The sequence below is a fragment of the Lysinibacillus alkalisoli genome, assembly GCF_014643595.1.
Taxonomy (GTDB): domain Bacteria; phylum Bacillota; class Bacilli; order Bacillales_A; family Planococcaceae; genus Metalysinibacillus; species Metalysinibacillus alkalisoli.
The window spans coordinates 246,681-266,939 of the sequence record NZ_BMJT01000002.1; the positions used below are offsets into that span (position 1 = coordinate 246,681).

Below are 20,259 nucleotides of genomic sequence, written 5' to 3' on the forward strand. Positions count from 1 at the left end.
CTAAAAAGGACGGCTTAAACAGCTGTTCTTTTTTTATTTTGTCTAAAATTAAACCTTTTACAGCCTTTACCTCGTCTTATAAATATAGACAACGAGAACCTATAAAGGAGCTTCTGAATGAGAAAAAAACATTCCCATGAAATGGAGGAGGCATTTATCGCGTTTATACGAGCGAACCGGCAACGTTTTTATTTTTTAGCATATAGCTATACAAAAAATGAACAAGATGCACTTGATATTGTACAAGATAGCATTCAAAAAGCGATGCAAGCCTTACATAGACTAGAACATTTTACATATATTAAAAGTTGGTTTTATAAAATTGTAGTGCGAACAGCTATTGACTTTTTACGCAAAAATAAACGTTTACAAGTCACGGATGATGCACAACTTGAACACTTTATCCCTGCTTATGAAGATGATTATACTGACTTCGATTTAACAAAAGCTTTAGACGCATTGCCATTAAAATATCGAGAGGTTATTATTTTGCATTATTTTGAAGACTTAACGCTAGCTGATGTAGCCATTGTATTGAACGTAAATATCAATACCATTAAGTCACGTTTATACCGTGCTCTACAGTTATTAAAAATTGATTTGCAAGAGGAGGAAACCACTGATGAGTAATAAGTTAAAGCAACTAGAAAAACATTATACCGCTACCCCAATCCCTGATGCGCTCGATTTTGTAGTGGAATATGCTTTGCAAGAGAACAAACGTTTACAGAGACGTAAGCGGGTATGGCGTCCTGTAGCTTGGGGAATAATGCTTGCTCTTTTAGTTATAGTAGTGAACAATAGTTCTTTTTTTACTCAGTTCTTGCATAAGACCTCGCCTGTAAATGAAGCAGAGATTTCAATGCCAAAAACGGTGACTACTCATCATGATCAACTGTTAGCGTTAGAAGGTAAAGAAAGTGCTCAACAAGTGTATGACAATTATAAAATAAGTGAACAGGCAGCTCGTATTACTAATAATTATGTTGTAGCACTAGAAAGTAATGAGTTATTATCACTTAGTAAATATTCAACAGCAAGTTATTCATTACCAGGTCATCTTAACTACTATACATTTAATACTGCGAAAATGGAGACATTACAATTACCTGATTTATTTGTGAATGATCGTTATATCAAAGTTATTAATGATGTGATACGTCAACAAATACAAACAAAATCATATGACGGGGAACATGCTCAATTGGCGGATCACTTTACAACGATTACCCCTTATCAAAGTTTCTACATCACAAGTGAGCATAAACTAGTCATTATTATCGAATCTACAATAGGTGAGCAACTAGCATTTAAAATACCAACAGCGGTTTTACAACCTTTATTAGTGTCTACACAATATATAAAGTAGGGGGTAATAGTAGATGAAACGATGGTTAATGAGTGGGATAATGTTAGTATTATTGGTGACAGGGTGTGCGAATGAGCAAACATTGCAAGATTATGTGATAAAACATGATGTCCGTCATTTAGATAAAATTACTTTACAGCATGGCACTACAGGAGAAAAGGTCGTCTTAACAGTTGAGCAACGTAAAGCGCTATGGCAAAAAATAAAGGAGACACAAATTCAAGATGGTAATAATATGGACGCTAAAGGTTGGCGTTATCGCATGATATTATATGATGGTGATAAAATAGTTGAGGTTGGTGATACATTAACGATCACTACACCAGACCTCTATGATGAAATTACGATGTATTTTGAGGGGGAACATAAATGACATTAGTATTATTTGATTTTGACGGCACGATAGCGGATTCTAAGAAAGTATTTTTAGCTTGTTGGAATGAACTTGCAGCACAAAAAGGATATAAAGAAGCAACAGAAGAAGACATGAAGCTTGCACAAACGATGACGATTAAAGAGCGATGTCAGCATTTTAAACTTCCGTTTCATAAAATACCATTATTGATCCCCGCGCTTTATGCAAGTTTTAAAACACGTAGTCATGAAGTGCCTCTATTTGATGGTATAAAAGAAACCATCGAACAATTGCAACAAGCAGGCTGCGAGCTGGCCATTGTGTCATCTAATGATGCAGATAATATTAGAGCTGTCTTAACACAGCACCATATTCCCATCTCGACCATATATACTTCACGCAAACTTTTCGGTAAAGATAAAATGATTATGAAAATCAAAGAGAAAAGGCCATCGCACGAGCGAGAGCTCATTTATGTAGGAGATGAGGTACGCGATATAGAGGCTTGTCGTCATAGTAAAATACCAATTATTTGGGTTGATTGGGGGTATGATGCTGCGTCACTAGTCGAAAAATACCAACCCGATTTTATCGCACACAAGCCGTCTGACATCTTTAGTCATATCGTTAAAAATTAAAGGCGCAACTATTTTACTGAATTAGGTTTTAGCTACAAAGAAGTAGGGCATTGAACCGATAAACGACTTAAGGAGTGTTTACAATGACAATAACTATTGCAACAGCCCTACAAACAGAAAGTCGAAACTATCGGGAGGAATTACTCACATTACAAGATGAAATGCAACGTCTATCATTGGATTTAAAACAATTATTACATGATATTCATACGACACTGCATGAAGATGATAATGATAGTCGCCCTTACTGTAAGTGAGTAATACTAAGACATATTATATAAATGCATGGCAATATGTCTTGCTATCCGTTTAGGGGGATAAACGTAAGGAGAGAAAGGTTATGTTACAACGCAGATGGCTTTTTATGTTAACAGTCACTTTTATGTTATTATTTACATGGATTGCCTACCGCGAATGGCTTTTTAATGATCGGATTTTACAAGATGGCACGGCCACTACGTATTTTAGTCAAGCATTAACATATTTAGTATTAGCCATTACAACGCTTGGTTTTTATGCTAGACGTGCTACAAACATGACAAGAGTAATTTGGCTTGTCATGACGCTAGCTGTTTTAGTATCACCAATAATAGGCTTAACAATGCTTGCATATATCGCCTTTTAATACAGAATCACGTATAATGTAAGGGGAGGTGTAGCAGTTGTTACCTTGGCTTGTTTTGCTTGGTCTCATCTTGTTATTATATGTAAACAGTGTATGGATTCGAAAAGTTTTAGGTGTAGAACGTCGTTCATTTGTAGACGACTATATGAATGACCAACATCGCAAAATAACGAAATATATACAGATGAGCTGTCTTGTAATTGTTGTTATACTTGCTTTTAGTGGCTCATGGTTTTCATCATATCCACAGCTTTTCGGCATTGCTGTGTTACTTTTTATTACGCTAACAGAAAGTGTACGTATTTATATGTTATATCGTTATGGAAATAATAAGAAAGAGTGGCTTGCCACCTTACAAGAGCTAATAATTTTACTCGTATTTATACTAGGCGTTATGTATTATGCCATGAATGATACACTTTAATGTAACAAGAATTTATTACAAAAACAGGCACTGACGAATGTACTTCGTCAGTGCCTGTTGCAATTGATACAGAGTAGTGAATCTCAACTATTGCTTTAACCGCATCAAATAATCTTGTGTAATGGTTTTGACTTCGCCACTTAAAAAGAGAAGTGCAATGATATTTGGTAAGACAACGAGTGCTAACATAATATCAAGGAATTGCCAAATGAATTGTAAACCACCAATAGCTCCCACAATAATAGCGCCTAAATAAACAAAACGCATAACATGTGATGCCATAGTGCCAAATAAAAATTCTGCTTGTTTTTCGCCATAATATACAATAACACCAATCGTGGATAAGGCAAAGAAGAAGAGACAAATCGAAATTACAATACCTGCTGCATGACCACCAACCACATCTGATAATGCTCGTACAACCATGGTTGAAGCATCTTCACTAGGCACATCTTTCCAAACGCCAGAAGTTAACACAATTAATGCTGTCATTGTGCAAACGACTAACGTATCAATCGCTACTTCAAATATGCCCCATAAACCTTGTTTTGCTGGGTGATCCGTCTTAGCTGTAGCATGTGCAATTGAAGCGGTTCCCATGCCTGCTTCATTAGAATATAACCCTCGTGCTAAGCCCCAACGAATGGCCATGGCAATACCAGCACCAGCAAAGCCGCCTACAGCAGGCGCTGGCGCAAATGCATGCGTAAAGATTAGAGCAAATGCATGTGGGACTTCAGACCAATTGGCTACAATAACAATTAAGGCGCAAATTAAATAAAGTCCAACCATTAAAGGAATAAAACGTTCTGTGATAGAGCCAATCCGTTTAATGCCACCAATCGTAATTAATCCAATAACAATGGCAATAATAATGCCCGTGACAAAAGGTGGAATATGAAAAGCTACTTCAATATTTGTAGATAGGGAATGGGATTGCACCATTGAACTAGCCACAATTTCAATCATTAAGAAGAAAGCAAAACACCATGCTAGCCATTTCCAACCTAACCCTTGCTCAATATAATACATGGGGCCACCAACCCATTCGCCTTCAGCATTTTTAGTGCGATATTTCACACCTAGTACAACCTCAGCATACTTTGTTGCCATCCCAATCATAGCAACAAGCCACATCCAAAAAATTGCACCAGGCCCACCTAATGCAATCGCAACAGGCACACCAACAATATTAGCAGCTCCAATAGTAGAAGCTAACGCAGCAGTAGTGGCTTGAAAAGGAGAAACTGTACCATCTCCTTCAGATTTTGTGAAAATTTTACCGAATGTTTCTTTCAACATATGCGGAAAAATGCGAAATTGGAAAAATCCAAGGCGCAATGTTAAAAAAATACCCCCACCAACTAATAAAATCATAAGTGGCCAACCCCAAATAAAATCTGAAATGTTGGCTAATTGTTGTTCAAATGTTCCCATCGTAAAACCCCTCTTGCTGTCTTATTCTTTTATGTGAAACGAATGAAAACCAATTCGTAGTTGTAAGTTTAGCAAAGGAAAGTATTGAAGTCTATAATAAAAAAACGCTTACATGCATCATTTTGGTTAATTATTAATGACAGTTAATTGCGAAAAAAGATGGCGCTGTACTTTTTTAAAGTAGATAAAAAAAGGATTATGTACAACATTGTATTTTTGATGGGAAAATAAGGTGGATCAATGAAGGAGAAGTAGAATATCAAAAAAATATTATTAACTAGAATTAATTACGGAAAAAATACATTTAACAAGCAATTAAAGGCTAGTTTCACATAGCTATTAATAGATATCAATTGATATGTACCTGATTTTTTTAGGGATTTTTATAATTTTGAACGCTTTATAGCATTGATAAAAAGGAGAAGGATATATAGATAAGAGTATGAAAAAAGAAGATAAAAAACGATGGATTGTATAGATATACAATGATATACGATTGTAAGAAAAGTTAAAATACAATGTAATAAGGGCTGCGATATGAGATATGATAAAAAAAGCAAACTGATTCATCAGTTTGCTTTGGTTAAATCATCTGCAAGGAGTTGTATGTGTTAATAGTTAAAGTTTTTAATTGTATCTGCCAGTTCATTTGCTTGCTCTGCTAAATTCGCTGTTGCAGCTGCGATTTCTTGGATAGAAGCTGTTTGTTCTTCAGCAGCACTTGCAATATTTTGTGCTCTTGTTAGTGAACGTTCGGCGCTTGCATCAATAGCTGTCGTTTGATCCACAATAACTGCAATATCATCATGTATGTGGTGAATGCGTTCATTCACACTATTTGCTTGCTCATGTACAATATCAAAGCCATTCACAATTTTAGCGAAGAGCTCACTTGCTGTGTCTACTTTATGTTTTCCGATCGTTACAGAGAAATGACTATCTGTAATGTCTTGTTCAATTGACTTTGTATTTGACATGATTTTAGAGACAACTTCTTCAATTTCACCAGCAGCTTTGTTAGACTCATCTGCTAGTTTTCTTACCTCCTCAGCTACTACAGCAAAGCCCTTACCAGCATCACCAGCACGAGCAGCTTCGATGGAAGCATTAAGCGCTAACAGATTAGTCTGGTCAGCAATGTCTTTAATGACGTTAACCGCTAGTTCAATGGATGAGGTGTTGTCGTCTAAATCACTCATGCGTTCATTAAGGGCTAAAGTATGTGTAGCAATAATATCCATTTGTTGTGTGACATCTGTGACCGCATTACTACCTTCATCTGCCATTTGTTTAGCTTCATGCATTGCGTCTGTAGTAGCGTCTACAATAGTAGAAATATCATGCATAGTTGTTAATAAACCTGTTGTCACTTCACGCATTTGATGTGTGCGTTGTTCTTGGTTTTCAAGGCTTGAAGAGATGCCTTGAATGCTATCAGCTGCATTAATAGCCGCATTACTTACTTCTTCACTACTAGCTGTTAGCTCTGCTGAGGCAGCGGCAACTGTTTGTGAAGACTGATTGACTGTTTGCATCATATGTCCTAAACGATCTGCCATACTATTGAAAGACTGTGCTAATTGTGCAAATTCATCCTTTGAGCCCATCTCTAGGCGTTGGGTTAAATCGCCAGTTGAAAAAACATTTAACGTATCAATGGTACGTTGCATACGACGGCCAATATTACGTCCTGTAATAGTAGCAATTAAAATACTCACTAAAATAATGATGGTAGCAATAATAATAATCGTAATTAACTGACGGTCAGCATCGTTTTCTAATGTTTCAATTTTTTTATGTATGGCTTTTGTATGGTCATTTGCCATTTGTTTACTAAAGACAACTAAACTTTGTGAACCCTTCCCTAAAATAGGTTTCGCATTCTTTTCAGCTTCTTGTAAGTTGCCAGCAGTTAAATTTGTAAGTATTTTAGTATCAATATTGCTTTCCCATTCATCTAATTGTTTCACAAATGTACTAAAGTCTTCACTTTTTTCACCAGTTTCGCTAAGCTTAGTAACACTATCACGTAATGTTTGGCGAATTTCTTTATGATTATTTAACATTTCTTCATCTTTATAAATCATATAGCCTCGAATAGCCGCGTTTGCACGTACCGTTTGAAAGGCGATATCATTATAAAGGTCCACACGTTCTGTTTCATAGTCAATACCTTGAAGGGCATGATTACTATTTTGTAAATATACATAGCTAATCCCTGTTACAATGAGCATTGCGGCGATAATGATGGTAAAGGCAAGCTTTAATTTATTACCAATCGTAATTTTCATTTTGTTCTCTCCTAACATATGTTATACCATCACCTTTATTATAAAGGATAATGGGTAATATGTGTGAAGAATTTGAAGAAAAGTAGGTCATTTTTCGTAATTATTTTATCAGAATATTGTTGAAATGAGGTTTTTTCATGGAAAATAAACAATTGTTTTACCCGAATGGGAAACTAAAGTATGAAGGTATGCTACGTAAAAATGAATTTGGGCATGACTTATATCATGGTATGGGTAAGTTATATGATGAGTCAGGTGGATTACTCTATGAAGGTGCCTTTTATGAACAGGCCAAACAAGGTGAAGGTGCCATGTTTTTAAAAGGTGAGCTACGTTACAAAGGACAGTTTCTACGTAACCAAAAGCACGGACATGGTGAACTGTACCAAGATGGCTTTTTGTATTATCGTGGGGAATTTAAAAATGATCAGATGGATGGATACGGCGAATTATTTTATCCGCGGGATACACAACTGTACTATAAAGGGCAGTTTATTCAAGGCATGCGTAAAGGTGAAGGCATGATGTATTATCCAAATGGCCGCATCATGTATGTAGGGGAGTTTATGTGGCAAAATCGTCAAGGTTTTGGCAAATTGTATGAAGATAATGAAGCGAGTGAGCTCCTTTATGAAGGCTATTATTTCGACGATATGCGTCACGGAAAAGGGATTTTATATGAACAAGGCATTAAAGTTGCTGAAGGCCAGTTTAAAGAAAATGTAATGCAAGGTGAAGGCGTTTTATATTATCCAAGTGGCGCTAAAAAGTACGAAGGACAAATTGAAGGTGCTGTTGCTCATGGTCGTGGCGATTATTTCACAGAGGATGGTAAGTTGATTTATAGTGGTGAGTTTGTGAATGGTGAGCGTTTGCGTATTACACCTGAGATAGAAGCACAAATTGCACGTCTTAAACACGAAATGCATGCGCTTGTAGGATTAGACGATGTGAAAGCAGAAGTGGACCAACTTATTAATTTTATTAAAATGCAAGGGATTCGTGTTGATTATGGCTTAGCCAGTTTCCCAATGACCTATCACTTAGTGTTTACAGGGAATCCAGGTACAGGAAAAACAACAGTTGCCCGCATTATTGGCCAGCTCTATAAATATTTAGGTGTCTTATCAAGCGGTCACTTTGTAGAGACAGACCGTGCTGGCTTAGTGGCAGGTTACGTTGGACAAACGGCTTTAAAAGTGCAAGATGTAGTCAAAAAAGCTACAGGTGGTGTGTTATTTATTGACGAAGCCTATGCTTTAGTGAACGATAAAAATGATGCCTTTGGCCAAGAAGCTATTGATAGTTTATTAAAAGCTATGGAAGACTTACGAGATGATTTAGTTATTATTGTGGCAGGCTATGAAGAGCGCATGCAACACTTTTTACAAGCTAACCCAGGGTTTAAGTCTCGTTTTAATCGGTTTATTGCCTTTCCTAATTATCGTCATGAAGAATTGTTTGAAATATTCGCCCGTTTGTGTGAGATTAATGATTATCAATTTAATGAGGCATTTCAACAGCGCATGCAGCAAGAAATTAGCCAAATCCCTATTGATGCTATAACCAATTTTTCAAATGGTCGGTATGTGCGGAACTTATTTGAAAAACTTGTAACGATGCAATCCAATCGTCTAGCCAATGTGAAGCAGTTAACACGAGAAGATGTGATGACATTAACGGTTGAAGATATTGAAATGGCGATTCAATTACAATTATTCGAAAAAACGTATTAAAAAAAGAATTAATGGGTAATAGATTGTAAGAACATAAGAAGGCACCTTTAGAAAGCGTAGCGAAGAATGCTAGGAGTGATGACAATGCTACCATTAACTCAAACGGAAGTAGAGAAACTATTATACACTGAACATAATCTTACAAGACCAGCTACCCAAGATGATGTGAATTTAATGAAACAAAGTTTAAATCGTCTTGTAGAGAAATATTATAAAGATGGTTTAGACGATAAAGTATTTGAGTGTATTGAAATAAAAAAATCAGTCAATGTCAAAAATTTAAGCGTAGTAGAAGATGAAGAATCATGGATTTTTAGTTTTCCTATTAAAGTACGTAATGAAGCATTATTAGACACAGGTTATTTAATTTTACAAAAGGCATAGATGGTGACAATCTAGGTGGTGCTAAGATGATTTACTTTGTAGCATGCATAGCATGTATCGCTTTATTTAACAGTTTGATTGCAAACGGCAAAGTTCGACAATTGAAAAAGCAGATGGAGCAACTTGAACATAAAAGTGTCCTTTATCAGCAACATGATACACATCTTGATGTATATGATCTTATTGTGGCAGGGCGAGAGGGAGCGGCTGTAGAACAAGCACAAAAGCTATATCATATGACTCTACAAGAAGCTACTTTATATGTGCAAAGATTAAAAAGTAGTCACAGTAACAAATAACTACTCATGTTCGATGAGGTGTTGGCTCATATGATGTCTATGAAACAATTTGTCTTACGTGAAAAAAGTGGTAAAGGGGTATTCTTCCTTTACCATTTACTTTGTTGCGCCTTTTTATAATGCAACTTGATGGATAGAGAAGTGTAGCTAAATGGTACATAGTAATTACACAACACTATCGTAAAATAACCTAACAAATCGACAAAGTTATGCTAAAGTGGAAGAGGAGGATGATGATAATGAAGCGAATCATATTAACAGGTACTTTATTACTTGTGCCTATAACGGCATCTGCACAAGGGCTTTCTATTAATGAAGGAACAAATACTTCACCACCAAGTACATCAGCTATAGAAAAAGACTTTCACTTAACGATTACGCGTGAACAACAGGCAGAGGTAGCAAAAAATTTACCCATTGTAGAGAATAGTAGTAAACCAGGAATTGCGGGTAAAATTAAAACAAGTTTAACTTCTACACTAAAGTTTGATCAATATACGAAACTCGCCTTATTAAAACCTTTCGATCTGCCTACAACAGGTACATTAACTTCACCATATGGCTGGCGTAACATTGGCGCAGGGCAAGAGTTGCATGAAGGGCAAGATATTGCTAATGCAATTGGAACGCCTGTATATGCAGCAGGTGATGGCATTGTTCATTTTGTTGATTCACATACTACTGCAGGGAATTATATTGTGATTCGTCATACTATTGATGGCGTTACGATTGGTACACGTTATTTACATTTGGATACCATTGATACGATGATTGGACGTACTGTGAAAAAAGGTGACTTTATTGGCACTATGGGGAATACAGGTCGCTCTACAGGACCACATTTACATTTTGAAGTGCGTGCAGGCGTCAATTATAGTGATATGGCATTAGAACCTATGCAATTTATACGCAAATAACAAGTTACACGACACTATGAAATGAAAAAATACTCTACATGCAAACAGTACTAAAACTGTTATCATCGTCGATTAAAAGATCAACAGTTATATTTTGATGTGATAATGAATAATTGGGGTGGGGTTATTTGAGAAAAAGATTAGGATGCTTACATGCACATTATTCGAATATTGAATATATCGAAGATGCACTTTCTTTATATGATGTTGAATTAATCCATTTTGTTGACCCGGCATTAATGCATCAAGTTACATCAGACGAAAATTTTAAAGTGAAGAACGCTCAAAAGAAGGTTAAAGAACAAATAGAATGGATTGCTAAGTGCCAGGTAGATGCGATTTTAATTACTTGTACAAACTATATTACATTGTTACCTAAAGACAACTTTTTGATAACAATGCCTATTTTAAAAATTGACGAACCATACTTTGAAGCTATATGTGATGTAGCGCAACCTCAAACAATTGTATTTACAAACCCTCTAACTGTTAATGGTACAATGGAACGTCTCAAGACATATGCTACTGTTCGCCAAAAAGTATTGAATGTAGAGGTTATTGTGATTAAGGATACGTTTGACTTAATAATGAAAGGTTTGAAACAAGAATATAATAAAAAAATTAGTGAGTTCCTACATAGAATGATGAAAGAAAATAACATGGTTTCCGTTGCGCAGTTATCTATGGTTGAAGCGGCTAAGGGAGTAGAGCTGCTGACCTTACATACCATAATTAATCCATTAGATACGCTAGTGTCTTACATCGTAAGACATTTAGCATTACATAAGAAAAACGAGAAAACTTACTTTTGATTTAATAAAGAAACACCTTTTGTTGAAAAATAGGCATTGAATGCCAATAACTCAACGAAAAGGTGTTTTTATTTTTTATAAATAGCGTATGATTACATCGGCTGACCTTGTATTCTTTTTTATTTGGTGAATCTCAAACGTACCTTCTTGTAGGAATAAAGGTAAACGTCTAGAAAACCAAGGTTGCATAGGCTGTTCCTTCACTTCATCCAATGTTAGCCAATGTAGGGAGCCTTCTGGGGGATGAGCCAAACATACTCCGTCAAAAGAAGTAGCTAAGTAATTAAAGACCATATAGCGATAATTTTGGGTAGGTTCAACAAATTCGTCTAAACCTTTAAAATATAGCGTTGTAACCTGCAATCCTGTTTCTTCCGCTACTTCGCGAATCGCCGCTTCAGAAGGACTTTCGTGAGCTTCAACCTTGCCACCCGGTGCAATAAAACCTGGGAATCCTCGCTCTGCTGGGCGGTGCACAAATAAAAACTGCTCACCTTTTTGAATCATACATACAGTATAAATTACGGTTTTTGTCAATAAAATCCTCTCCTTTCGTATTAATGAATGGAAAGTTGTAAAATGCCATCTAAAATTTTAGCCATTTGTGCACGTGTCAATTTGCCGTGAGGATCAAAATGCTCAGGCGACTTACCCTTGATGATGCCAAGTTGGTACATGAGACCAATTGCTTCTTGATTTTCAAGCGCTAAATCTTTAATATCGATAAATGGTGAAGTCGTAGCTATTGTGGAGATATCTAAGTCTAATGCTTGTAAATAACGTTTAATCATTACTGCAGATTGGCTACGCGTAATAGAGTTACCAGGGTTAAAGACAGGTAAGCCTTTTACAATACCAAATGAGTATAATGTAACAATATCTTCTTTTGTCCATGCCGTTTCAAGGTCTGTAAAAGGGCTGTGTAAAAAGGGCTCTGTATTTGGAATGGTACGACGTAACATAGCCGAAAATTGCGCACGTGTGATAGGTGCATTAGGTGTAAAGGTTTGGCTAGTTGTGCCTGTTACAATGCCTAAACGAGCTAAACGTAAAATAGCCTCACGCGATTCCAATGCTTCAATATCGGTAAATTGTGGGTTAACAATGCGTTTATATCGTGCTAATTCTGTACGTTCTTCATCACTAATATGTTTTGTTTGATCGACGACAAGTATCGTTTTAAAAATATGTTCATTTTGTACAATATAACTTTCAAACTCAAGTGCAACTTTAGCATGCTCAGGCGTGGAAGCGAGTACTAATGCAATTAATGCTACTTCTTCTTCAGGTAGTCCTTCATGACTTGTCGATTTAAATAATGCACGGTCAATATGCACAATAATATGTTGTTTAAAACGGTCATTCATAGCAATCTCCACTGTAACGCCTGGTATGGCACCAAATAAAGTAGGAATAGCTATAGTCTCCCCAGTAAATACTTCAGCTCTTTCATGTAATGTCATAGCATTAGCATCTGTTTGTGTGCTAAAAAACAATAGTCCTGCACCAAGTAATGCGCCTTGCATCCATTTTTTCATTAATGAACCTCCTCATTAAAAAGAAGGCAAACTCGTTAATAAAGCCGAATTTGCCTGTTTGATTATTGCACTTTTTCAAGTGTAGAAACAATATTATACTCTTCATTCTCCTCCATTTGCATATGATAAATGGATTTGATTTCCCCAAAACCTTCCGCATAATAACGGGTGTCAAGGTAGTCTTCTTCCTTATCTTCCACAACAATTACATTTTTAAACGTTTGTAATGGGGTTTCGACTGTTGCGTTTGTATCTGTAATCTCCCAATTGCCAAAAGTCGTTCCTTTTTTTAAGGGTGCTTTTAACAATGTATCCATAGCTTTTACATTGTCTAGCCATTCAATGGAGGGGGTTTCTAGTTTGTCACCTTGAATGGTCTCATCAACGACAACTTCAATAGCTGTATCCGTAATGCGATAAATACGTTGGACTAAAACAGCACCATCATCTTGAATATGCTGGACATATTTATCATTTAACCAATTAGTTTGCACATTATACGTAGCAAACTCAATCCCTTCACCTAGATAAAAGGCCTTTTTCCCATTTTGTAAAAAATATTTTGCAAAGTCTACTTTCTCTAATTTTGCTTGTTGTTCCTCTTTTTTCGTTTGTTCTTGTTTATCTTCTACTTTTTTCTCTTCTTCTAACTTTAGCGTACTATCATCTTTAGCAGCTGTAGCTGCTTTATCTTCATCCTTTTTTGTATCATTTGTAGCTGCTTGTTCTTTATTATTCGTATCATTTTGTTCGGTTGTGGTTTCGTTTTGTGAGTTTTCAGTTGTTTGATCTGTTGGTTCTTCTGCTGTACACGCCGCTAATAAAGCTGTAGTACCTAAAATCACTAACCATTTTTTCATCCTCATACCTCCTATAGAAAAACACTATCCCTCATTATTTACAACGAGTCTTTCATATTATAACGTGTCGGCTATGAAAAATCTTGTTTTTGTTCTGAATTACTGGGATAAAAGAACTCGCATAAATGAGTGAACATGTGTAGTGTGAGGAAGATTTACAACTTTTTTGTAAAGCTCACAGCAAGTCCGACAATATGATGTTTGTCGGCTTCTTTAATGATAACAGGGTCATAGTTAGTTTGCTCAGCGACTAAAATAATTTTATTTTCAATAAATTTTATGCGTCGCACAACTAAACCGAATCCGTCTTTTTGCCAAACAACAAGGGCATTATGATGAATATGTTGTTGTAAATCTGCCAGTACTAGCGCATTTTTAGGTATTATGGGTTCCATAGCATCATCCGCAACATAGAAAGCAAAAGAAATCGCTGTATTTGGTGAAATTTTTACAGGTACATAATCTAATGCATGCTTATGTAGTTGTTCAAGTGCATATAATGGCAATGAAGAAACGATAGGAATCTGTTTGATTTCTTCTGCATGTGTTAACGTATCATCATCAAAAAAATACGAAATAGGCACTTGAAATAGCTTAGCCATAATAGTTAATTTATCCATCATGGGATAATTTGCGCCGCGTTCCCAAGCAGAAACCGCTGTAGGAGAGATTTGTAAAGCTTTTGCTAAATCATTTTGTGTCATTTGTTTATTTTTCCGTAATTGTTTAATTTTATGCGCCGTATTCATGATTTCACCCCTTGGTCTAATATATACTGATTCGCTTAGTAGGTACAGTATTACTATAGTTAGAAATTGAAACTACAGTTAAAATGTAGTAGTATAAAGCGGGATAAAGGGGGGATAATGATGAAATACACGTTAGAAAAAGCGCGATTAAAAAGTAATATATCGACTAAAGAAGTAGCTAATTCGCTTGGTATATCTGTAAATACATACATGGAATACGAAAGATATAAGAAAATTTTTAGAATGGACCAAGCATTAGAGTTTGCGAAAGTCGTCCAACTTTCACTTGACGACATTATCTTTTTTAGCATAGAAGATACAGAAAAACTGTAGTTCAGGAGGAAGCTATGAAAGAAAATATACTACCAATCACACAAATCACATTATCATCATCTCAAAAATGGCTTGTACAGTTTACCATGTGTCATTTAAAATGTGCATGGTGCAATAAACAAATGACAAATCAGCAGTTTTATACACAAGAAAAGTTTTTAAAATTACTTCAATATTCTAATAATAGAAGTGTTCATTTCATAGGAGGATTACATAAAAATTTAGAACAAGTAATGACACAATTAAAAGAGGAGAATTATAGTTTAACAATCGAAACTACGCAGATGATTTGGCGCAAGTGGTTGCCCTTAATGGATCGTATTTATTGGCATGTTACAACATTAGAGCAGTTGGCAACTATAGAAATCTGGTTGCGTTTTTTGCAACATAAACATATCCCCTTAACTATTATTTTTAAAGATCCATTATGGTATCAGCAGTATGCTGAGTTACCAGCTAAATACCCTACGATACAATGGCACTAAAAAATGACACTAATTTGCTACAGCGAATTAGTGTCATTTTTATTTATGGTGCACGCCAAAATGTAGTGCATTGCTGTTTTTCGCTACAGTTCCAAGCAATAATTTTTTGTAATAATACATAATCAACAGGCATTGTGAAGGGGATGCGAATAAGTTGTTTTGTATGATCATAACCTGCTTCAATAATAGCATCTGAAAAATGAGTGATAGCAACAGCTTCTGGTGCGACAGCCATATGTTTTTTAGCCATACTAAAGCCAATAATAAACGTTTCTTGTTGGGTAAACATAGCTTGATTCCATTTTACAACAGGAGTTAATGAAGGGAAATTGTCATGTACCCATTGTAATACTGTTATCAAACGTTCGCGTTGGTCTTGCTCGTCAATACGATAAATGACATCTTTAAATACATCCATAATCAATATCACTCCTTTACCTTTTCATTTTACATGGAATAAAAGAGAAAAAACAGTTTGACAATGATTCTCACAATATGCTATCTTTTAAATCGTAATCATTACAATTTAAAAAAGGTGGAGAAAATAACGATGTTACAAAGATGGACAAAGTGGTTGGCAATAGGCACAGCCTTTACGCTATTGACAGCATGCCAAGCAAAAGAAGAAACAAAAGAAGCCATTAAACAAGAGGAGACAGCACATACACACGATGCAATTGATATTGAAGCATTAGCCGAAAAAGCAAAGGTAGAAGGTTTATCTGACCATTATCATACAGGTGATCGTATTAACTTAATCGCCAAGACAGATGAAGAAAATGTGCATTGGCACTGGTATGTAAAGCAAGATAAAGACGATTGGCGGCTGGATGAATTAGCAAAAGATAATACTTTCGCTATCACAGCTACTAAAGATTTTGAAATAGTGGCAGTGCTTTATCGGGAAGGCAAAGCGATAGCACGTACCCCCATTATGCCTATTAAAATTAACGACCACGGGCATAACCATAAACATGAGCAACATGACCACAAGCATGCACATAATGATGAAACTGTAAAAATTCATGAAGGTTTTTTTGAAGATGCAGAAGTAAAAGACCGTCCCTTAACAGATTGGGCAGGAGACTGGCAATCGATCTATCCATTAATGAATGAACCTGCATTTCAAGCTGTGTTTGAGCATAAGGCAGAAAAAGGCGATAAAACAGTAGCCGAATATAAAACCTATTATCAAAAAGGGTATAAAACTGATGTTGACCGTATTGTGATTGATAATTATACATTTACGTTTTATCAAGGTAACCAAGCACAAAAAGCGAATTATAGTTACGATGGTTACGAGATTTTAACCTATGATAAAGGCAATCGTGGTGTGCGATACATCTTTAAAAAAGAAGCGGGGGATGAAAGTATGCCTCAATATATGCAATTTAGTGATCATAATATTGCACCTACAGTAGTAGATCACTTTCATTTATATTGGGGAGAAGACCGCACGCAATTATTAACACAATTAAGCAATTGGCCAACATACTTCCCAAGTGATTTTACGACAGATGATATTATTCATGATTTATTAGCTCATTAATAGTAGAGAAGGAGAGACAGAAATGCGTGTACAAATTACCTTAGTTTGCACAGAGTGTGGCGACAGAAATTATCATACAACAAAAAATAAACGCAACCATCCCGAACGACTAGCATTAAAAAAGTATTGCCCACGTCTAAATAAAGTGACTTGGCATAAAGAAAGTAAATAACAAGGGCCACCTGTCTAAAATTAAGAAGAATCGCTGGAAAACCGAAAAAAAGCTTGGTATTCCCCCATAATAATACGGTATAGTGATAGTAGTGATTTTAGGCGAAAAAGGTGGTTTTGACATGAAGAAATTTTTATACGACTTAGTTATGCTCATCATTGGGTCATTTATTTTCGCGCTGGCAATTAATTTATTCGCCATCCCGAATGAGTTAGGTGAGGGCGGTGTAACGGGTATTACGATTATTGCGTATTACTTATTCCAATGGGCGCCAAGTATTGTAAGTTTTATTTTGAATGCGATTTTATTAGTCATAGGCTATAAGTTTTTAAGTCGAAAAACGGTGATTTACACTATTATAGTGATTTGTTTCTTATCAATCTTCTTACATTTCACAGAGTCTTGGGCAGTATTGCCAAATGAACGCATTATTGCAGCAGTTTTTGGTGGCGTATTTGCAGGCGTAGGTATTGGTCTAATAATACGTGTAGGTGGTACAACAGCAGGCTCGACAATTCTAGCTAAAATTGCTAGTAAATATTTAGGGTGGAGTGTCAGTTATGCGTTGTTATTTTTTGATTTAATTGTAGTTGGTCTGTCTTACTTTGTTATTGGCTTTGAAGCGTTATTATTAACAGTTATTATGTTATATGTAGGCACAAAGACGATGGAGTTTGTGATTGAAGGGTTAAATCATAAAAAAGCAGTCACGATTATTTCAAGTGAGCATGATAAGATTGCAGAAAAAGTAACCTATAAAATGAATCGTGGTGTGACGGTTTTATCAGGTTATGGCTATTATACGAAAGAACGAAAAGATGTACTCTACATTATTATTAGCAGTCAAGAAATTGTGAAACTGAAAAATTATGTGAAGGACATTGACCAACATGCATTTATTACCGTACATGATGTACGTGATGTATTTGGCGAAGGCTTTATTGATTTATCCAAATCATAAAAACACGATGGGCGCTGAGATGACAGCGTCTATCGTGTTTTTTTATTATCATATGAATACACACACATTACATGAAATGTGGTAGTTTCACACCGACTAAAACATGAGGGTGGTCGGTGTTTTCAGCATAAACTAAGCGAATCTCGCCCTTTTGCGCTAACAAGTGAAGTTTTTGCTCTAACAAATCAACCGTAATAATACCAAAACGGGGCCTCGCTTTATAAATCCGAGCAAACGTAATGATTTCACCATATGTGGGTAACTCATCCGTTGGCAACCTCTTAAGCACTTCTAGCACACTATACAATACAATAACCTCCAATCATTAAAAGATAACATTAATTATAATAAAAATAGCATTTAAAGTAAAATTATTTAGGTATTTGTATGTAATTTACAATATATTAAAACATTAGCCTTAATAACTTTATCCTAACCCTTTTAAAACATTTATTACTGCATGAGGTGGTATGACAATGGATTACGTACATAGCTCGAACTACATGACGACGCTCATAATTGTAACGTGATATGGCCAGCAAACGCTGCCGATATAGGAGCTGATTTGACTTGATATTGCGTAAAATTTTTCATTATAACACTATTACCATACCTATCAAAATAAACAATTATGGTATATATCAACTTTAGTAATAATTTAGCAATAACTTTATCTTACACTAATGATGGTAGATCAAGGAGGTTGTACCCATATGGGAAAAATTTAGAATGTATGAATTAAAGTTATTATAATGCGATGAGGAGGTTTTGAATTGAAACAAAAGATCATATTACAGCAAGCCATTGTTAACGGCTATACGATACTATCCGCTACGATTTTATGGCTCTTATTATGTATTTCTTGGGTTTTTGAAAGTGATATTTTGGCGTATTTATTTCATTTTAGCAACGATTATCCAGAAGCGTTTAGAAAAGATATTCAATTTAACTTTATTATAGAAAGCTTAACATGGGAAAGTTTTATTAGTGCTTCTATGTACCATCTTGTTCTTATATTTGTCTTATTTCCAACATTTATGACATTACCTTTCTTAAAAGAAAAAAATAGTTATTTTATTTTAGGAAGAAATCGTTTTACTTCGCTAAGTAAAGCCTATTATACAAGCATTATAAAATATGCATGTATTGCAGCAATAGTGATGGTTAGCGTGTTTGTGGTCTATATTACGTTAGGTGGCTTGTTTTTAACAAATGCATTAGACGATATAGGCGGAGTGACAGCCATTTTCCCTGATGGTTTTTATAATAAATACCCTTATTTTGTTTTTCTTTTTATTGTTGTAGTCATTTACGGCGCTGTGGCCTTTGTATTTTCCTTATTAGCAAGTGGTATTATGCTGTGGATTAATAAAGGCTATATTGTAGTATTTATCATGATGATTTTGTATCAATCATATGTTGAGTTGGGTGTTAAAACAGGCAATAAATATTTTGAAATTGTCGAGATGGTAGTCGCTTATAATACGGTTACACCAACGTTGCAATTATTTTATCCCCTGTTACCAATTATAGTACTTGCGATGATACTTATTATATTTGGGGTGAAGCGAAATGTGAAAGGGTATCAAACATGAAGACATATCAACATTCTGTAATAGCCATTATTTTAGGTATTTTGTTAGGGGTGTATAGTTATTTTTCGGCTATTCATGATATTAATACCTCTCTTATAGCTAAAGAATTTATATTTTATGAATCAGATGTACTCAATAAAATATTTGTACCATCTCATTTTAATAACACTCCTTATTTAGATAAAGAAAGCCCATTTATACTATTACATTCACTGCTTTTTTATTTCTGTGGTTTAATGATAGGCTCTATGCCATTTCTCATGAAAAAGAAGTCACAGCACCAATTTTTAGCCCTCCGTTTTGGTACGCAGCAAAAATTGTTCACATATATTAAAGGTCATTTTATCTTGCCAATCATAGGGTATACATGGAGTCATTTACTTATTGTGTTTATGTTAATACATTATCACGCGCCTTATGATGCTGATATGACACAAGTAGAATGGTTAATATTTCTCATTTTATTTGGGGTTTGTCGTGTCGTACTTTTGATAGCTATTGTGCAACTGGCCTTTATCCTTTACATAAAATTTACAGCAGTCGTTGCCCAGTTAGGTGCATTACTAGCTATTATTGTTTTATTTATGGTAGATCGGTCTGTACCATTTGTTACAATCTTATTTTTCGATAGGACAAGTTATTATGTGGACGGTATGTTATTAGGTGTAATAGGGATCGTTAGTATTCAATTTTTACTTAAAAAAATAGTATATGAAGTTCAATGAAAAGA

Annotated in this window: 27 protein-coding genes; 19 read left to right on the plus strand and 8 right to left on the minus strand. The window is 35.3% G+C overall.

The features are described 5' to 3' along the window. Positions 1–117: 117 nt before the first annotated feature. The 7 genes from sigV (at position 118) to IEW44_RS03675 (ending at position 3,411) form a co-directional block, all read left to right on the plus strand. Positions 118–630: an RNA polymerase sigma factor SigV gene (sigV, locus tag IEW44_RS03645; protein WP_188613665.1), complete on the plus strand. Its 513-nt coding sequence runs from the start codon at positions 118–120 to the stop codon at positions 628–630. Then, complete coding sequence (locus tag IEW44_RS03650; RefSeq protein ID WP_188613666.1) at positions 623–1,369, plus strand: DUF3298 domain-containing protein; 747 nt, start codon at positions 623–625, stop codon at positions 1,367–1,369. The genes sigV and IEW44_RS03650 overlap by 8 nt, the downstream gene beginning before the upstream one ends. Positions 1,370–1,382: 13 nt before the next feature. Then, the gene (locus IEW44_RS03655; RefSeq protein ID WP_188613667.1) at positions 1,383–1,742 is read left to right on the plus strand and encodes a hypothetical protein; all 360 of its coding nucleotides are present in this window, start codon (positions 1,383–1,385) and stop codon (positions 1,740–1,742) included. Continuing rightward, positions 1,739–2,362: an HAD-IA family hydrolase gene (locus IEW44_RS03660; RefSeq protein ID WP_188613668.1), complete on the plus strand. Its 624-nt coding sequence runs from the start codon at positions 1,739–1,741 to the stop codon at positions 2,360–2,362. The genes IEW44_RS03655 and IEW44_RS03660 overlap by 4 nt, the downstream gene beginning before the upstream one ends. Positions 2,363–2,445: 83 nt before the next feature. Further along, entirely contained in the window at positions 2,446–2,619 is a 174-nt protein-coding gene (locus tag IEW44_RS03665) for a hypothetical protein (protein ID WP_188613669.1), read from the plus strand. A gap of 83 nt (positions 2,620–2,702) precedes the next feature. Then, complete coding sequence (locus tag IEW44_RS03670) at positions 2,703–2,987, plus strand: hypothetical protein (RefSeq protein WP_188613670.1); 285 nt, start codon at positions 2,703–2,705, stop codon at positions 2,985–2,987. A 37-nt stretch (positions 2,988–3,024) separates the two neighbouring features. Further along, on the plus strand, positions 3,025–3,411 hold the full coding sequence (locus tag IEW44_RS03675; RefSeq protein WP_188613671.1) for a DUF4181 domain-containing protein: 387 nt from the start codon (positions 3,025–3,027) through the stop codon (positions 3,409–3,411). Between the two features lie 87 nt (positions 3,412–3,498). Here IEW44_RS03675 and IEW44_RS03680 read toward each other — a convergent pair whose 3' ends face one another. Then, positions 3,499–4,848, minus strand: a complete 1,350-nt coding sequence (locus IEW44_RS03680) for an alanine/glycine:cation symporter family protein (protein ID WP_188613672.1) — start codon at positions 4,846–4,848, stop codon at positions 3,499–3,501. 611 nt (positions 4,849–5,459) lie between these two features. Further along, on the minus strand, positions 5,460–7,139 hold the full coding sequence (locus IEW44_RS03685) for a methyl-accepting chemotaxis protein (RefSeq protein WP_188613673.1): 1,680 nt from the start codon (positions 7,137–7,139) through the stop codon (positions 5,460–5,462). Positions 7,140–7,276: 137 nt separating this feature from the next. On the opposite strand from IEW44_RS03685, the gene IEW44_RS03690 reads away from it, so the two are divergent. The 5 genes from IEW44_RS03690 to IEW44_RS03710 all read left to right on the plus strand — a co-directional run bounded on the left by IEW44_RS03690 (position 7,277) and on the right by IEW44_RS03710 (position 11,287). Next, complete coding sequence (locus IEW44_RS03690) at positions 7,277–8,875, plus strand: AAA family ATPase (protein WP_188613674.1); 1,599 nt, start codon at positions 7,277–7,279, stop codon at positions 8,873–8,875. A gap of 84 nt (positions 8,876–8,959) precedes the next feature. After that, positions 8,960–9,259 carry a hypothetical protein gene (locus tag IEW44_RS03695; protein ID WP_188613675.1) on the plus strand — a complete coding sequence of 100 codons (300 nt, stop codon included), beginning with the start codon at positions 8,960–8,962 and terminating at the stop codon, positions 9,257–9,259. Positions 9,260–9,285: 26 nt separating this feature from the next. Further along, positions 9,286–9,558 carry a hypothetical protein gene (locus tag IEW44_RS03700; RefSeq protein WP_188613676.1) on the plus strand — a complete coding sequence of 91 codons (273 nt, stop codon included), beginning with the start codon at positions 9,286–9,288 and terminating at the stop codon, positions 9,556–9,558. 239 nt (positions 9,559–9,797) lie between these two features. Then, positions 9,798–10,475 (plus strand): M23 family metallopeptidase, encoded by a 678-nt coding sequence (locus IEW44_RS03705; RefSeq protein ID WP_188613677.1) that lies wholly within the window; start codon positions 9,798–9,800, stop codon positions 10,473–10,475. A gap of 128 nt (positions 10,476–10,603) precedes the next feature. Beyond that, positions 10,604–11,287, plus strand: a complete 684-nt coding sequence (locus IEW44_RS03710; protein WP_188613678.1) for a hypothetical protein — start codon at positions 10,604–10,606, stop codon at positions 11,285–11,287. Positions 11,288–11,362: 75 nt separating this feature from the next. Here IEW44_RS03710 and IEW44_RS03715 read toward each other — a convergent pair whose 3' ends face one another. The 4 genes from IEW44_RS03715 to IEW44_RS03730 form a co-directional block, all read right to left on the minus strand. Beyond that, positions 11,363–11,824, minus strand: coding sequence for an NUDIX domain-containing protein (locus IEW44_RS03715; RefSeq protein WP_229704147.1), 462 nt, complete (start codon positions 11,822–11,824; stop codon positions 11,363–11,365). A 20-nt stretch (positions 11,825–11,844) separates the two neighbouring features. Then, positions 11,845–12,825 carry an S-layer homology domain-containing protein gene (locus IEW44_RS03720; RefSeq protein ID WP_188613679.1) on the minus strand — a complete coding sequence of 327 codons (981 nt, stop codon included), beginning with the start codon at positions 12,823–12,825 and terminating at the stop codon, positions 11,845–11,847. Positions 12,826–12,887: 62 nt separating this feature from the next. Further along, a complete protein-coding gene (locus tag IEW44_RS03725; protein WP_188613680.1) occupies positions 12,888–13,685 on the minus strand; it encodes a hypothetical protein in 798 nt (265 codons plus the stop codon). 155 nt (positions 13,686–13,840) lie between these two features. After that, positions 13,841–14,434, minus strand: coding sequence for a helix-turn-helix domain-containing protein (locus IEW44_RS03730; RefSeq protein ID WP_188613681.1), 594 nt, complete (start codon positions 14,432–14,434; stop codon positions 13,841–13,843). 120 nt (positions 14,435–14,554) lie between these two features. Between IEW44_RS03730 and IEW44_RS03735 the strand changes: the two genes are divergently transcribed. Then, positions 14,555–14,767 carry a helix-turn-helix transcriptional regulator gene (locus IEW44_RS03735; RefSeq protein ID WP_229704148.1) on the plus strand — a complete coding sequence of 71 codons (213 nt, stop codon included), beginning with the start codon at positions 14,555–14,557 and terminating at the stop codon, positions 14,765–14,767. Between the two features lie 14 nt (positions 14,768–14,781). Continuing rightward, on the plus strand, positions 14,782–15,252 hold the full coding sequence (locus IEW44_RS03740) for a hypothetical protein (RefSeq protein ID WP_188613683.1): 471 nt from the start codon (positions 14,782–14,784) through the stop codon (positions 15,250–15,252). A gap of 43 nt (positions 15,253–15,295) precedes the next feature. Here the strand turns inward: IEW44_RS03740 and IEW44_RS03745 are convergent, their stop codons facing one another. Then, on the minus strand, positions 15,296–15,670 hold the full coding sequence (locus tag IEW44_RS03745) for an iron chaperone (RefSeq protein ID WP_188613684.1): 375 nt from the start codon (positions 15,668–15,670) through the stop codon (positions 15,296–15,298). A gap of 132 nt (positions 15,671–15,802) precedes the next feature. Here IEW44_RS03745 and IEW44_RS03750 point away from each other — a divergent pair, with 132 nt between their 5' ends. From IEW44_RS03750 to IEW44_RS03760, 3 genes are all read left to right on the plus strand, one after another. After that, a complete protein-coding gene (locus tag IEW44_RS03750) occupies positions 15,803–16,801 on the plus strand; it encodes a ZinT family metal-binding protein (protein WP_188613685.1) in 999 nt (332 codons plus the stop codon). A 22-nt stretch (positions 16,802–16,823) separates the two neighbouring features. After that, positions 16,824–16,973, plus strand: coding sequence for a 50S ribosomal protein L33 (rpmG, locus tag IEW44_RS03755; RefSeq protein WP_188613686.1), 150 nt, complete (start codon positions 16,824–16,826; stop codon positions 16,971–16,973). A 121-nt stretch (positions 16,974–17,094) separates the two neighbouring features. Beyond that, positions 17,095–17,934, plus strand: a complete 840-nt coding sequence (locus IEW44_RS03760; protein ID WP_188613687.1) for a YitT family protein — start codon at positions 17,095–17,097, stop codon at positions 17,932–17,934. 67 nt (positions 17,935–18,001) lie between these two features. Here the strand turns inward: IEW44_RS03760 and IEW44_RS03765 are convergent, their stop codons facing one another. Next, positions 18,002–18,241, minus strand: coding sequence for a hypothetical protein (locus IEW44_RS03765; protein WP_188613688.1), 240 nt, complete (start codon positions 18,239–18,241; stop codon positions 18,002–18,004). Between the two features lie 466 nt (positions 18,242–18,707). Between IEW44_RS03765 and IEW44_RS03770 the strand changes: the two genes are divergently transcribed. Both IEW44_RS03770 and IEW44_RS03775 read left to right on the plus strand, forming a co-directional pair. Then, the gene (locus IEW44_RS03770; protein ID WP_188613689.1) at positions 18,708–19,529 is read left to right on the plus strand and encodes a hypothetical protein; all 822 of its coding nucleotides are present in this window, start codon (positions 18,708–18,710) and stop codon (positions 19,527–19,529) included. Further along, the gene (locus IEW44_RS03775) at positions 19,526–20,254 is read left to right on the plus strand and encodes a hypothetical protein (protein WP_188613690.1); all 729 of its coding nucleotides are present in this window, start codon (positions 19,526–19,528) and stop codon (positions 20,252–20,254) included. Before IEW44_RS03770 ends, IEW44_RS03775 begins: the two co-directional genes overlap by 4 nt. The last annotated feature ends 5 nt before the right edge of the window (positions 20,255–20,259 follow it).

What these genes read in the sequence shown, in the direction of transcription:
- IEW44_RS03760 (WP_188613687.1), top strand. Translation starts at nt 17,095, where the DNA reads ATGAAGAAATTTTTATACGACTTAGTTATGCTCATCATTGGGTCATTT.
- IEW44_RS03685 (WP_188613673.1), bottom strand. Translation starts at nt 7,139, where the DNA reads ATGAAAATTACGATTGGTAATAAATTAAAGCTTGCCTTTACCATCATT.
- IEW44_RS03700 (WP_188613676.1), top strand. Translation starts at nt 9,286, where the DNA reads ATGATTTACTTTGTAGCATGCATAGCATGTATCGCTTTATTTAACAGT.
- IEW44_RS03680 (WP_188613672.1), bottom strand. Translation starts at nt 4,848, where the DNA reads ATGGGAACATTTGAACAACAATTAGCCAACATTTCAGATTTTATTTGG.
- IEW44_RS03775 (WP_188613690.1), top strand. Translation starts at nt 19,526, where the DNA reads ATGAAGACATATCAACATTCTGTAATAGCCATTATTTTAGGTATTTTG.
- IEW44_RS03740 (WP_188613683.1), top strand. Translation starts at nt 14,782, where the DNA reads ATGAAAGAAAATATACTACCAATCACACAAATCACATTATCATCATCT.
- IEW44_RS03690 (WP_188613674.1), top strand. Translation starts at nt 7,277, where the DNA reads ATGGAAAATAAACAATTGTTTTACCCGAATGGGAAACTAAAGTATGAA.
- rpmG (WP_188613686.1), top strand. Translation starts at nt 16,824, where the DNA reads ATGCGTGTACAAATTACCTTAGTTTGCACAGAGTGTGGCGACAGAAAT.
- IEW44_RS03695 (WP_188613675.1), top strand. Translation starts at nt 8,960, where the DNA reads ATGCTACCATTAACTCAAACGGAAGTAGAGAAACTATTATACACTGAA.
- IEW44_RS03720 (WP_188613679.1), bottom strand. Translation starts at nt 12,825, where the DNA reads ATGAAAAAATGGATGCAAGGCGCATTACTTGGTGCAGGACTATTGTTT.
- IEW44_RS03730 (WP_188613681.1), bottom strand. Translation starts at nt 14,434, where the DNA reads ATGAATACGGCGCATAAAATTAAACAATTACGGAAAAATAAACAAATG.
- IEW44_RS03745 (WP_188613684.1), bottom strand. Translation starts at nt 15,670, where the DNA reads ATGGATGTATTTAAAGATGTCATTTATCGTATTGACGAGCAAGACCAA.
- IEW44_RS03750 (WP_188613685.1), top strand. Translation starts at nt 15,803, where the DNA reads ATGTTACAAAGATGGACAAAGTGGTTGGCAATAGGCACAGCCTTTACG.
- IEW44_RS03665 (WP_188613669.1), top strand. Translation starts at nt 2,446, where the DNA reads ATGACAATAACTATTGCAACAGCCCTACAAACAGAAAGTCGAAACTAT.
- IEW44_RS03650 (WP_188613666.1), top strand. Translation starts at nt 623, where the DNA reads ATGAGTAATAAGTTAAAGCAACTAGAAAAACATTATACCGCTACCCCA.
- sigV (WP_188613665.1), top strand. Translation starts at nt 118, where the DNA reads ATGAGAAAAAAACATTCCCATGAAATGGAGGAGGCATTTATCGCGTTT.
- IEW44_RS03725 (WP_188613680.1), bottom strand. Translation starts at nt 13,685, where the DNA reads ATGAAAAAATGGTTAGTGATTTTAGGTACTACAGCTTTATTAGCGGCG.
- IEW44_RS03670 (WP_188613670.1), top strand. Translation starts at nt 2,703, where the DNA reads ATGTTACAACGCAGATGGCTTTTTATGTTAACAGTCACTTTTATGTTA.
- IEW44_RS03660 (WP_188613668.1), top strand. Translation starts at nt 1,739, where the DNA reads ATGACATTAGTATTATTTGATTTTGACGGCACGATAGCGGATTCTAAG.
- IEW44_RS03655 (WP_188613667.1), top strand. Translation starts at nt 1,383, where the DNA reads ATGAAACGATGGTTAATGAGTGGGATAATGTTAGTATTATTGGTGACA.
- IEW44_RS03705 (WP_188613677.1), top strand. Translation starts at nt 9,798, where the DNA reads ATGAAGCGAATCATATTAACAGGTACTTTATTACTTGTGCCTATAACG.
- IEW44_RS03735 (WP_229704148.1), top strand. Translation starts at nt 14,555, where the DNA reads ATGAAATACACGTTAGAAAAAGCGCGATTAAAAAGTAATATATCGACT.